General features: G+C 48.6%; 8 protein-coding genes and 1 pseudogene. 5 read left to right on the forward strand and 4 right to left on the reverse strand.

From position 1 onward, the window contains the following. The 4 genes and pseudogenes from srfAB to CW370_RS15995 form a co-directional block, all read left to right on the forward strand. Positions 1–2697, forward strand: a pseudogene (gene srfAB, locus CW370_RS15980) (surfactin non-ribosomal peptide synthetase SrfAB); the annotation flags it as partial. Positions 2698–2733: 36 nt separating this feature from the next. Then, positions 2734–6561, forward strand: a complete 3828-nt coding sequence (srfAC, locus tag CW370_RS15985; RefSeq protein ID WP_101169805.1) for a surfactin non-ribosomal peptide synthetase SrfAC — start codon at positions 2734–2736, stop codon at positions 6559–6561. Between the two features lie 28 nt (positions 6562–6589). Next, a complete protein-coding gene (gene srfAD / locus CW370_RS15990) occupies positions 6590–7318 on the forward strand; it encodes a surfactin biosynthesis thioesterase SrfAD (protein WP_042977202.1) in 729 nt (242 codons plus the stop codon). Between the two features lie 101 nt (positions 7319–7419). Beyond that, positions 7420–8649, forward strand: a complete 1230-nt coding sequence (locus CW370_RS15995; protein WP_029946024.1) for an MFS transporter — start codon at positions 7420–7422, stop codon at positions 8647–8649. 14 nt (positions 8650–8663) lie between these two features. Here the strand turns inward: CW370_RS15995 and CW370_RS16000 are convergent, their stop codons facing one another. Together CW370_RS16000 and CW370_RS16005 are read right to left on the reverse strand one after the other, a co-directional pair. Then, positions 8664–9221 carry a YcxB family protein gene (locus CW370_RS16000; protein WP_101169806.1) on the reverse strand — a complete coding sequence of 186 codons (558 nt, stop codon included), beginning with the start codon at positions 9219–9221 and terminating at the stop codon, positions 8664–8666. 53 nt (positions 9222–9274) lie between these two features. Beyond that, a complete protein-coding gene (locus tag CW370_RS16005; protein WP_101169807.1) occupies positions 9275–10213 on the reverse strand; it encodes a DMT family transporter in 939 nt (312 codons plus the stop codon). A 122-nt stretch (positions 10214–10335) separates the two neighbouring features. Between CW370_RS16005 and CW370_RS16010 the strand changes: the two genes are divergently transcribed. After that, the gene (locus CW370_RS16010; RefSeq protein ID WP_101169808.1) at positions 10336–11670 is read left to right on the forward strand and encodes an aminotransferase-like domain-containing protein; all 1335 of its coding nucleotides are present in this window, start codon (positions 10336–10338) and stop codon (positions 11668–11670) included. Here CW370_RS16010 and CW370_RS16015 read toward each other — a convergent pair. Together CW370_RS16015 and CW370_RS16020 are read right to left on the reverse strand one after the other, a co-directional pair. Next, complete coding sequence (locus CW370_RS16015; RefSeq protein ID WP_003234549.1) at positions 11665–12339, reverse strand: 4'-phosphopantetheinyl transferase; 675 nt, start codon at positions 12337–12339, stop codon at positions 11665–11667. The two genes, CW370_RS16010 and CW370_RS16015, sit on opposite strands and share 6 nt — an antisense overlap. 104 nt (positions 12340–12443) lie before the next feature. Continuing rightward, on the reverse strand, positions 12444–13091 hold the full coding sequence (locus CW370_RS16020) for a YczE/YyaS/YitT family protein (RefSeq protein WP_003234545.1): 648 nt from the start codon (positions 13089–13091) through the stop codon (positions 12444–12446). Between the last annotated feature and the right edge of the window lie 170 nt (positions 13092–13261).

Consider the following 13261-nt stretch of genomic DNA (forward strand, 5'->3'; position numbering starts at 1 on the left):
GCGGAGAACTTGGCGTACATGATTTACACGTCTGGAACGACCGGACAGCCGAAGGGTGTCATGGTCGAGCACCATGCGCTTGTGAACCTGTGCTTCTGGCACCACGACGCGTTCAGCATGACAGCGGCGGACCGCAGTGCGAAGTACGCGGGCTTTGGGTTCGACGCTTCCATTTGGGAGATGTTCCCGACTTGGACGATCGGCGCTGAGCTTCACGTCATTGATGAAGCGATCCGCCTCGATATCGTCCGCCTGAACGATTATTTTGAAACGAACGGCGTAACGATCACGTTCCTGCCGACACAGCTTGCGGAACAGTTCATGGAGCTTGAGAACACATCACTTCGCGTCCTCTTGACCGGAGGAGACAAGCTGAAGCGCGCAGTGAAAAAGCCGTACACACTCGTCAACAACTACGGGCCGACAGAAAATACGGTCGTTGCCACAAGCGCAGAAATCCATCCGGAGGAAGGCTCGCTTTCCATCGGAAGGGCCATTGCCAATACGAGAGTATACATTCTCGGCGAGGGCAATCAGGTGCAGCCGGAAGGCGTAGCCGGAGAGCTTTGCGTGGCGGGGCGCGGACTGGCACGAGGCTATCTGAATCGAGAAGACGAAACCGCGAAGCGGTTTGTCGCTGATCCGTTTGTGCCGGGTGAGCGCATGTACCGCACCGGCGATTTGGTGAAATGGACGGGCGGCGGCATCGAATACATCGGCCGGATCGACCAGCAGGTCAAGGTCCGCGGCTACCGGATCGAGCTTTCAGAAATTGAAGTCCAGCTCGCCCAGCTTTCTGAGGTGCAGGATGCGGCGGTGACGGCTGTCAAAGATAAAGGCGGCAACACAGCGATCGCGGCGTATGTCACACCGGAAACAGCTGACATAGAAGCACTGAAATCAGCACTGAAGGAAACCCTGCCGGATTACATGATCCCGGCGTTCTGGGTGACGCTGAACGAGCTTCCGGTTACGGCAAACGGCAAAGTGGACCGCAAAGCCTTGCCTGAGCCGGACATCGAAGCGGGAAGCGGAGAATACAAAGCGCCGACGACCGACATGGAAGAGCTGCTTGCCGGCATCTGGCAGGACGTGCTTGGAATGTCTGAAGTCGGTGTCACCGACAATTTCTTCTCGCTTGGCGGAGATTCCATCAAAGGAATTCAAATGGCGAGCCGCTTGAACCAGCACGGCTGGAAGCTGGAAATGAAAGATCTCTTCCAGCACCCGACGATCGAAGAGCTTACCCAATATGTAGAGCGTGCCGAAGGCAAACAGGCAGATCAAGGCCCGGTGGAGGGCGAAGTCATCCTGACGCCGATCCAGCGCTGGTTCTTTGAAAAGAACTTCACGAACAAGCACCACTGGAACCAATCGGTGATGCTTCACGCCAAGAAGGGCTTTGATCCTGAACGGGTGGAGAAAACATTGCAGGCGCTGATCGAGCATCATGACGCGCTTCGTATGGTTTACCGTGAGGAGAACGGAGAGATCCTGCAAGCATATAAACCAATCAGCGAAAGCAAAGTCAGCTTTGAAATCGTGGACCTGTACGGCTCCGATAAAGACATGCTGAAAAGCCAGGTCAAGATTCTAGCGGACAGGCTGCAAAGCAGTCTCGATCTGCGAAACGGGCCGCTTTTAAAGGCGGAGCAATATCGCACAGAAGCTGGGGATCACCTGCTCATTGCTGTACACCATCTCGTGGTCGACGGTGTGTCATGGCGGATTTTGCTTGAAGACTTTGCTTCAGGCTACATGCAGGCTGAGAAAGAAGAGGGCCTTGTCTTCCCGCAAAAAACAAACTCCTTCAAGGATTGGGCGGAAGAACTGGCGGCATTCAGCCAATCAGCGCATCTTTTACAGCAGGCTGAATACTGGTCGCAAATTGCCGCTGAACAGGTTTCTCCTTTACCGAAGGATTGTGAAACTGTGCAGCGGATCGTCAAGGATACATCATCCGTCCTATGTGAATTAACGGAAGAAGACACTAAGCATCTTTTAACAGATGTTCATCAGCCATATGGAACTGAAATCAACGATATTCTTCTCAGCGCGCTCGGTTTGACAATGAAAGAATGGACAAAGGGGGCCAAAATTGGCATTAACCTTGAGGGACACGGCCGGGAGGACATCATCCCGAATGTGAATATCTCCAGAACGGTCGGCTGGTTTACGGCACAATACCCTGTTGTGCTCGACATGTCTGAAGCAGATGCCTCAGCTGTGATCAAAACAGTCAAAGAAAACCTGCGCCGCATTCCGGACAAAGGTGTTGGCTATGGCATTCTTCGTTATTTCACAGAAACAGCGGAAACAAAGGGCTTCACACCGGAGATCAGCTTCAACTATTTGGGCCAATTCGACAGTGAAGTCAAAACCGATTTCTTTGAACCGTCCGCTTTCGATATGGGGCGCCAAGTAAGCGAGGAATCAGAAGCGCTGTACGCATTAAGCTTCAGCGGCATGATCAGAAACGGCCGGTTTGTGCTTTCCTGCTCCTACAATGAAAAGGAGTTTGAAAGAGCTACAGTCGAGGAGCAAATGGAACGGTTTAAAGAAAACCTCCTGATGCTAATCCGCCATTGCACGGAAAAAGAAGACAAGGAATTCACACCAAGCGACTTTAGCGCCGAAGACCTTGAAATGGACGAGATGGGAGATATCTTTGACATGCTTGAGGAGAATTTAAAATAAAACGCAAGGGAATTACAGAAGGCGGGAGCGAAACATATGAGTCAATTTAGCAAGGATCAGGTTCAAGATATGTATTACCTATCGCCGATGCAGGAAGGGATGCTTTTTCATGCCATCCTGAATCCCGGCCAAAGCTTTTACCTTGAACAAATCACGATGAAAGTAAAAGGCAGCTTGAATATCAAATGTCTTGAAGAAAGCATGAATGTGATCATGGACCGGTACGATGTATTTCGTACCGTGTTCATTCACGAAAAAGTAAAAAGACCTGTCCAAGTCGTATTGAAAAAACGGCAGTTCCATATAGAAGAAATCGATCTGACACACTTAACGGGCAGCGAGCAAACAGCCAAAATCAATGAGTACAAAGAACAGGATAAGATCAGGGGTTTTGATTTGACGCGGGATATTCCGATGCGGGCAGCCATTTTCAAGAAAGCTGAAGAAAGCTTTGAATGGGTGTGGAGCTACCACCACATTATTTTGGACGGATGGTGCTTCGGCATCGTCGTACAGGATCTATTTAAGGTATACAATGCTCTGCGCGAACAAAAGCCGTACAGCCTGCCGCCCGTCAAACCGTATAAAGACTACATCAAGTGGCTTGAAAAGCAGGATAAACAAGCATCACTGCGTTACTGGCGCGAATATTTAGAGGACTTTGAAGGACAAACGACGTTTGCGGAGCAAAGAAAGAAACAAAAGGACGGCTATGAGCCGAAAGAGCTGCTCTTTTCACTGCCGGAGGCGGAGACAAAGGCCTTTACCGAGCTTGCAAAATCGCAGCATACCACTTTAAGTACGGCGCTGCAGGCAGTCTGGAGCGTATTGATCAGCCGCTATCAGCAGTCTGGCGATTTGGCCTTCGGTACAGTTGTTTCAGGGCGTCCCGCGGAAATCAAAGGCGTTGAACATATGGTCGGGCTGTTTATCAACGTTGTCCCGAGACGTGTGAAGCTGTCTGAGGGTATCACATTTAACGGCTTGCTCAAGCAGCTGCAGGAGCAATCGCTGCAGTCTGAGCCGCATCAATATGTGCCGCTTTATGACATCCAAAGCCAGGCCGATCAGCCGAAACTGATTGACCACATCATTGTTTTTGAGAACTATCCGCTTCAGGATGCGAAAAATGAAGAAAGCAGTGAAAACGGCTTTGATATGGTGGATGTTCATGTTTTTGAGAAGTCGAATTATGATCTCAACCTGATGGCTTCCCCGGGAGATGAGATGCTGATTAAGCTTGCTTATAACGAGAATGTGTTTGATGAGGCGTTTATCCTGCGCTTGAAATCTCAGCTTCTCACAGCAATTCAGCAGCTCATCCAGAATCCGGATCAGCCTGTCAGCACGATCAACCTCGTTGACGACAGGGAGAGAGAATTTTTGCTAACCGGCTTAAACCCGCCGGCTCAAGCTCATGAAACAAAGCCTCTGACGGATTGGTTCAAGGAAGCAGTGAACGTCAATCCGGATGCACCTGCGCTTACGTATTCCGGCCAGACCCTGTCTTATCGCGAATTAGATGAGGAAGCGAACCGCCTTGCACGCCGGCTGCAAAAACACGGTGCGGGCAAAGGCTCTGTTGTAGCGCTGTACACGAAGCGCTCACTTGAATTGGTGATCGGCATTCTCGGTGTATTAAAGGCGGGAGCAGCCTATCTGCCGGTTGATCCGAAGCTGCCAGAGGACCGAATCTCGTATATGCTGGCTGACAGTGCGGCAGCCTGTCTTCTGACGCATCAGGAGATGAAAGAACAAGCGGCTGAGCTGCCGTATACAGGCACAACGCTCTTCATTGATGATCAAACACGGTTTGAAGAACAGGAAAGCGATCCTGCAACCGCGATTGATCCTAATGATCCGGCATATATCATGTACACGTCCGGCACAACCGGAAAGCCAAAGGGCAATATGACCACTCATGCCAATATTCAAGGTTTGGTCAAGCATGTAGACTACATGGCATTTTCTGATCAGGATACGTTCTTGTCTGTTTCCAATTACGCCTTTGACGCATTTACCTTTGATTTCTATGCTTCTATGCTGAATGCGGCACGGCTCATTATCGCAGATGAACATACGCTGCTTGATACAGAACGGCTCACAGATCTGATCCTGCAAGAGAATGTCAATGTCATGTTTGCGACAACCGCACTATTTAATCTTCTCACAGATGCGGGAGAGGATTGGATGAAGGGGCTTCGCTGTATATTATTCGGCGGAGAGCGCGCCTCAGTGCCTCATGTCAGAAAAGCGCTGCGGGTCATGGGGCCGGGCAAGCTGATTAACTGCTACGGGCCGACTGAGGGAACAGTGTTTGCGACTGCTCACGTCGTGCATGATATACCGGATTCCATCTCCTCATTGCCGATCGGAAAGCCGATCAGCAATGCCAGTGTTTATATTCTGAATGAGCAAAGCCAGCTCCAGCCATTCGGGGCGATCGGTGAACTGTGCATCAGCGGAATGGGCGTGTCAAAAGGATATGTAAATCGTGCTGACCTCACGAAGGAAAAGTTTATTAAGAACCCGTTCAAGCCGGGAGAAACGCTTTACCGCACAGGGGATTTAGCGCGCTGGCTGCCAGATGGAACGATTGAATACGCCGGCCGTATTGACGACCAGGTCAAAATACGCGGACACCGGATTGAGCTTGAAGAAATCGAAAAGCAGCTGCAGGAATACCCAGGTGTGAAAGATGCGGTCGTTGTGGCGGACCGCCCTGAGTCTGGCGATGCATCAATCAATGCCTACCTTGTGAACCGAACGCAGCTTTCAGCTGAAGACGTGAAGGCGCACCTGAAAAAACAGCTTCCTGCTTACATGGTGCCGCAAACCTTTACCTTCTTGGATGAGCTTCCTTTAACGACGAACGGGAAAGTCAATAAACGGCTGCTCCCAAAACCTGATCAGGATCAGCTGGCCCAAGAATGGATCGGACCGCGGAACGAGATGGAAGAAACAATCGCACAAATATGGTCTGAGGTTCTCGGCAGAAAGCAAATTGGCATTCATGACGATTTCTTTGCGCTCGGAGGGCATTCCTTGAAGGCCATGACCGCCGCGTCCCGCATCAAGAAAGAGCTCGGGATTGATCTTCCAGTAAAGCTTTTGTTTGAAGCGCCGACGATCGCCGGCATTTCAGCGTATTTGAAAAACGGGGGTCCTGATGGCTTGCAGGATGTAACGATAATGAATCAGGATCAGGAGCAGATCATTTTCGCATTCCCGCCGGTCTTGGGCTATGGCCTTATGTACCAAAATCTATCCAGCCGCTTGCCGTCATACAAGCTGTGCGCCTTTGATTTTATTGAGGAGGAAGACCGGCTTGACCGCTATGCGGATTTGATCCAGAAGCTGCAGCCGGAAGGGCCTTTAACATTGTTTGGATATTCAGCGGGATGCAGCCTGGCGTTTGAAGCTGCGAAAAAGCTTGAGGAACAAGGCCGTATTGTTCAGCGGATCATCATGGTCGATTCCTATAAAAAACAAGGTGTCAGTGATCTGGACGGACGCACGGTTGAAAGTGATGTCGAAGCGTTGATGAATGTCAATCGGGACAATGAAGCGCTCAACAGCGAAGCCGTCAAACAAGGCCTCAAGCAAAAAACACATGCCTTTTACTCATACTACGTCAGCCTGATCAGCACAGGCCAGGTGAAAGCAGATATTGATCTGTTGACTTCCGGCATTGATTTTGACATGCCGGAATGGCTTGCATCATGGGAAGAAGCTACAATAGGTGCTTACCGTGTGAAAAGAGGCTTCGGAACACACGCAGAAATGCTGCAGGGCGAAACGCTAGATAGGAATGCCGGGATTTTGCTCGAATTTCTTAATACACAAACCGTAACGGTTTCATAAAAGAAGTGATGAAAGGAGGAGACGGCCAATGAGCCAACTCTTCAAATCATTTGATGCGTCAGAAAAAACGCAGCTCATCTGTTTTCCGTTTGCCGGCGGCTACTCGGCGTCGTTTCGCCCTCTCCATGCTTTTTTGCAGGGGGAGTGCGAGATGCTCGCTGCCGAGCCGCCGGGACACGGCACGAATCAAACGTCAGCCATTGAGGATCTCGAAGAGCTGACGGATTTGTACAAGCAAGAACTGAACCTTCGCCCTGATCGGCCGTTTGTGCTGTTCGGACACAGTATGGGCGGAATGATCACCTTCAGGCTGGCGCAAAAGCTTGAGCGTGAAGGCATCTTTCCGCAGGCGGTTATTATTTCTGCAATCCAGCCGCCTCATATTCAGCGGAAGAAAGTGTCCCACCTGCCTGATGATCAGTTTCTCGATCATATTATCCAATTAGGCGGAATGCCCGCAGAGCTTGTTGAAAATAAGGAGGTCATGTCCTTTTTCCTGCCTTCTTTCCGATCAGATTACCGGGCTCTTGAACAATTTGAGCTTTTCGATCTGGCCCAGATCCAGTCGCCTGTTCATGTCTTTAACGGGCTTGATGATAAAAAATGCATACGAGATGCGGAAGGCTGGAAGAAATGGGCAAAAGACATCACATTCCATCAATTTGACGGCGGGCACATGTTCCTGCTGTCACAAACGGAAGAAGTCGCAGAACGGATTTTTGCGATCTTGAATCAGCATCCGATCATTCAACCGTGATCAAAAGTGGACAGCTTCGGCTGTTCCGCTTTTTTTTGTGTTGAATGCTAATTTTTGCATGGTATAATAGTCGAAATACTCAAACAAAGGAAGGTCGAAACATGCGCACGTCTCCCAGGATGAAATGGTTTGTATTGCTGTTTACGTTTGTTTTCGCCATCGGAATGAACTCATTCAGAAATTCCTTTCAATTTTTTATGCTGCCAATGGCAGATGCCTTCCATGCCGACAGGTCGCTGATCTCGGTTTCTGTCAGCATTTTTATGATCACAACCGGCATCGTCCAGTTTTTTGTCGGTTTTTTCATCGACCGTTTCAGTGTCAGAAAAATTATGGCGCTTGGAGCTGTCTGCATCAGCGCAAGCTTTTTGGTGCTTCCTTATTCACCGAATGTTCATGTGTTTTCCGCCATTTACGGTGTGCTTGGCGGAATCGGCTATTCCTGCGCGGTCGGCGTGACGACCCAGTATTTCATCAGCCGTTGGTTTGACACACACAAAGGTCTGGCGCTTGCTATTTTGACCAATGCCAACTCTGCGGGCCTGCTGCTTCTCTCGCCCATTTGGGCTGCGGCTCCGTATCATGCCGGCTGGCAGAGCACCTATACGATTTTGGGAATCGTCATGGCGGCTGTTCTGCTGCCGCTCCTCGTCTTTGGGATGAAGCACCCGCCGCATGCGCAAGCGGAGTCTGTGAAAAAATCTTATAATTGGCGGGGGTTTTGGAACGTGATGAAGCAATCCCGCCTCATTCATATCCTGTACTTCGGCGTGTTTACTTGCGGATTTACAATGGGAATTATTGATGCTCACCTCGTCCCGATACTGAAGGATGCGCATGTCTCTCATGTCAACGGAATGATGGCCGCGTTCGGGGCGTTTATCATCATTGGCGGATTATTGGCAGGCTGGCTGTCCGATCTCCTCGGGAGCAGAAGCGTCATGCTATCCATCTTATTTTTCATTCGGCTGCTCAGCCTCATTTGCCTGCTCATTCCCATTCTCGGAATTCATCAAAGCGACCTTTGGTACTTCGGGTTTATCCTGTTATTCGGGCTCAGTTACACAGGCGTGATCCCGCTGACCGCAGCGTCAATTTCGGAAAGCTATCAAACAGGATTGATCGGATCGCTGTTAGGCATCAATTTCTTTATCCATCAGGTTGCCGGAGCTCTTAGCGTGTATGCGGGCGGTTTGTTTTTTGACATGACTCATGGTTATTTGCTGATTGTCGCTGTGTGCATCGTGTTTGTGGGTTTATCGGCTGTAATAGAGCTGGTGCCGCCGTTTTTAGATAAACAGAAGGCAAACGAAACCCACCATTCAATATAAAAGGATCAGCACTGTCAATGCTGATCCTTTTTAAATTTGAGTTTTTTTGTTTCAGTATTTTTAAGGATAATCTCCTTGAATCTGTTCATCTCCACTTCGGAATGAAAAAAATGTTTTGGGATCGCAATATATTGGCCACTTGATGTATTGACCCTGAAGATATTTTTATATTCGAAAACAGCTGTGATTTCATTCCAATTGAAAATGAGGTCATATTTTTTAGAACATATACGAATTCCTTCTTGGTTCAGAGTATATGTTCTTTTAGATTTCATCCGTTCGTTCTTCTTGTATGCTCTGGAAAACTTCACATATAGAAGCAGGAGGAGCAGCAGTGTAAACAGAACGGACATCACGATAATCAACATACTGTTCATAAACAAGTTAAGCGCGTCACTGCCATAAACGATACGGGGCCATCCGTTAATGAGGTTAACTGCAGCAAATATGGCGCAAAACAACAGAAAGTAAAAGCATGATATTTTTGCGATTTGATAAAAAAAGATTTCTCTTACATCCTTAAAAGCGATTTCTCCTGGAAGATTGATACTTTCACTAGCATATTGAATCATACGGTAAACCTACACCTCTAACCATGTTTTTCCTTTCAGTCTAGCATAATTTCTCATTTTTTTGCAGGCATACCAGGGCGCTTTGTTTTTTTCTCCAGATTGATATTGCTCCCCACCACGCCAATCATAATACAAACAGCCCCGGCAAGATGATACCAGGCCAGGCTTTCGTTGAGAATCACAACTCCTGCAATCATCGTCACAATGGTAGATACATGATTAAAAGCACTCATTTTAAACGCCTCAATTCGCGACAGCGTATAGTTAGACAGAAATGAAGTGACAAGTGAAGACAGCACGCCCAAATACACAATGGCGAGAACGAAGCCGGGCTCCCGGAACGGCAGAAAATAAGTGCCGACTGTTCCCGCCGCTCCGTGACGCACAAGGGCGATGGCGTTGAAGACGACAAAGCCGATGGCTGACATGATGTAGGTGAGCTCGGTCAGCTTGAACCGCTGCGTCATTTTTCTGGCAGCAGTATTGTACATCGCTGAAGACAAAGCAGACAATAGGATCAGCAAAGACCCTTTTAAGCTGGCTGATTCCACGTCAACGCCTTTCATCACAAAAATAAACATGACGCCGGCAACGGATAAAACCGTGAACCCCTTTTGCGTCCACGTTGGACGTTCCTTTAAAACATAAGCGGCAAAGACCATCGTGAAAATCGGAATGGCTGCCTGAATAATTCCCGCTTCAGAGGAGGACGAGTACACAAGGCCGAATGCCTGAAAGCTGAAAAATAACGCGGGATACAGCAGGGCGAGCGGCAAAATGGCAATGACGTCCTTTATGCGGATTGATAGCTTTACCCAGCCGAATAAGATCGGTATAGTGGCCGCAGCAAACGCAATGGTGAACCGATGCGCCAAAATATCAAACGGCTCTGCTGTTTGCAGTGCGATTTTTACGAATAGAAAGGATAAACCGATAATGAACGAATATAAAATAGCCGCTATATAAGCGGGGGCTTGCTGATGTTTAACCATAATGGGGAGGGCTCCTTTACCTGAATTCAGCGCCGGTCGCTCCCTTTATTGTATGGCCGCGGTCAGAACGGTACAATGAGAAAAACAATGAACTGTACCGGTACAAAACAGGGGGAGAAGGCATGGAGAAATATATGAGTCTATTAACGAGGATAGAGGAGATGATGCAAAGCACCGCCTATCAAGAAGGAGACAGGCTTCCATCTATCCGTCAGCTGTCCGCCCGCTACCAAGTCAGCAAAAGCACAGTGATCCGCGCGCTGCAGGAGCTGGAAAAGCGCCACCTTATCTATTCTGTTCCGAAAAGCGGCTATTATATTGTGAAAAAGACAGGGAAATCAAAAAGCGGGCAGCCTGGCCCCATCGACTTTGCCACATCTGCGCCGGACCCAGATGTGTTTCCGTATCTTGATTTTCAGCACTGCATCAACAAAGCGATTGATACATACAAAAACGATTTGTTTATTTATGGGACGCCAAAGGGGCTTCCATCACTCATCCGCGTACTCCGAAAGCTCTTGGCCAATCAACAGGTATTTGCGGATGAAAGGCATATTTTCATTACATCAGGTGTCCAGCAGGCGTTATCCTTGCTTTGTGCCATGCCGTTCCCAAATGGGAAAGAGAAGATCGCCATTGAACAGCCGGGCTACCATTTGATGGTCGAACAGCTTGAGACGCTTGGGATTCCCGCCATCGGGGTGAAACGAACGGAAGAAGGGCTTGATATAGCCGAGGTTGAGCGGTTATTTCAAACAGAATCGATTAAATTTTTTTATACGATGCCCCGCTTCCATAACCCGCTTGGCTGCTCTTTGTCAGAGCGTGATAAACAGGAGCTTGTGAGACTGGCAGAAGCGTATGATGTCTACCTCGTTGAGGATGATTACCTCGGTGATCTGGAGGAAAATAAAAAGGCAGATCCGCTGTACGCATATGATCTGTCCTCACATGTCATCTATTTGAAAAGTTTCTCGAAAATGATGTTCCCCGGCCTTCGCGCGGGGGCGGCTGTTTTGCCCGAAGCGCTGACTGACAAGTTCTATGCGTACAAAAAGCTGAACGACATCGACTGTTCGATGATTTCTCAAGCGGCATTGGAGATTTACCTGAAAAGCGGTATGTACGGCAGGCATAAGGAGAAAATCAGAAATTCTTATAAAGAGCGGTCGCTGAGGCTACATCAAGCCATTCAAACACACAGGCAGCTGGGAAGCGGCCGCTTTACGTTCTCCAGCGGGCAGGCACCCTGTATGCACACCCATCTGGTGCTTCCTCAGGATCTGCCCGCCTCAAAAGTGATTCATAGGCTGAAAAAACAAGGGGTGATCCTTGAGGCGATAGACCGTCATTATTTATCAGATTATCAGAAAGAAAATCTATTAAAAATCAATATTTCCAATGTGAAAACGGAAGATATTGAGCGCGGTGTCAAGCTGTTGATGAGCCATTTATAAAAGCTCTTCGTACGAGACCATTGTGATATCCTCGGGGAAATCAGGGTGTGCGGCGCATACAGCCATTTTGTAGCCGGGATCGACCTCATACGTTTTGATATAGCATGGGGAATGGCTGTCCGGAAGCTCAATGGATACTTGTCCGTCCTGATGCAGGCGCACTGAAAAGGAATCAAGCGGAAGCGATAAGCCTTTGCCTTCCTGTTTGATAAAGCTTTCTTTCATTGACCATAGATGATAAAAATAGTCTGTCTGCTCGTCCTTGTCTTTTGCTAAAAGGTCGCTGTACTCTGTTTTTGAAAAGAAGCGCTTGGCGATCTCAAGACTGATCGGTTTCGTTTTTTCGATATCTATGCCGATCGGCTGTGAATCAAACGCGCAAATGACCCAGCGGCCGGAGTGAGAAATATTGAAATGAGCGTCAGGAAGATCAGGGATGCACGGCTTCCCGTATTCCTGCGTGCTAAAGCGGATATCGGATTTGTCCAACTGATACTGCCTGCTTATGACTGAGCGAACGAGCACATCTCCCAGCAGGGTGCGGTGAGCATCTTCTTTATGATAAAATCTCCGGCATTTCTCCCGTTTTTCAGGTGATATGAAAGACATGAACCGTTCATTTTCTTCCTGTGAAAGCGGGCGGTCCATATAAATTCCGTAAATCTTCATTCTAGATCCTCCGTCTGCAAAAGATTGTCAAAACCATCCTATCATACTTCCACAAGACTCATATAGAGGAGAAAATAAAAAAACAAAGCCAAGGCGGCTTTGTTTTAGTGTACAGGCGGAGATGCTTTCACAGCGGCTGTCCGCCTTGCCACAGCATAATTCAGCAACTGGATTGACTGGGGCAATGAAAAACGCAAAATAAGTCCGGTGAGGATGGCGGTCAAAATGGTGCCAAAACCGATCGGTCCGCCCATGCCCCATGCCGCAAACAAAATGGTTAATTCCATGCCGTTCCGCACCCATTGCACATTCCAGCCGGTTTTTTCTGTAATCAGCATCATCAGTGAATCACGCGGCCCCGCGCCAAGGCCTGCTGATACATAAACACCGACGCCGTAACCAATCAGCACAACGCCTAGAGAGAAGACGATGATCGAGCCTGTGTAGGTCGAGGGGGCAGGCAGAATGAAATTGAAAAAATCTATAAATACACCAATGAGCACCATATTCAGGAGGGCCCCAATTTTCGGCCAAGCTCTCGTAAACAATGACGTGAATCCGACGATGAGCGCTCCAATAATGATGGACCACTGGCCGACGGTAAGCCCGAAGTGCTGAAACAGGCTGTAATGAAATGCATCCCACGGACTAATGCCGAGTGCTTTTCCTTCTATCGTCAGGGATACACCAAAAGCCAAAATGATCAAACCGGCAAAATAAAATGTCCAGCGCAGAACAAGTTCTTGCTTCACGTGAGGTCCCTTCTTTCGTAAAAATCAGTCGATTGTCATTGTAGCACATCTGACAGAAGGGCGGAATAGGCGAAAGGGGCTCAACAAAAAAACAGGGCCGCCGCGGGCGCCCTGTTTCAGCGTGTTGGCAAACCCTTGCATTCGTTGTCAGGCTTGTGCTTCGGTGCTCA

Source organism: Bacillus sp. SN32, from assembly GCF_002837495.1.
In the GTDB taxonomy this organism is placed as follows: domain Bacteria; phylum Bacillota; class Bacilli; order Bacillales; family Bacillaceae; genus Bacillus; species Bacillus subtilis.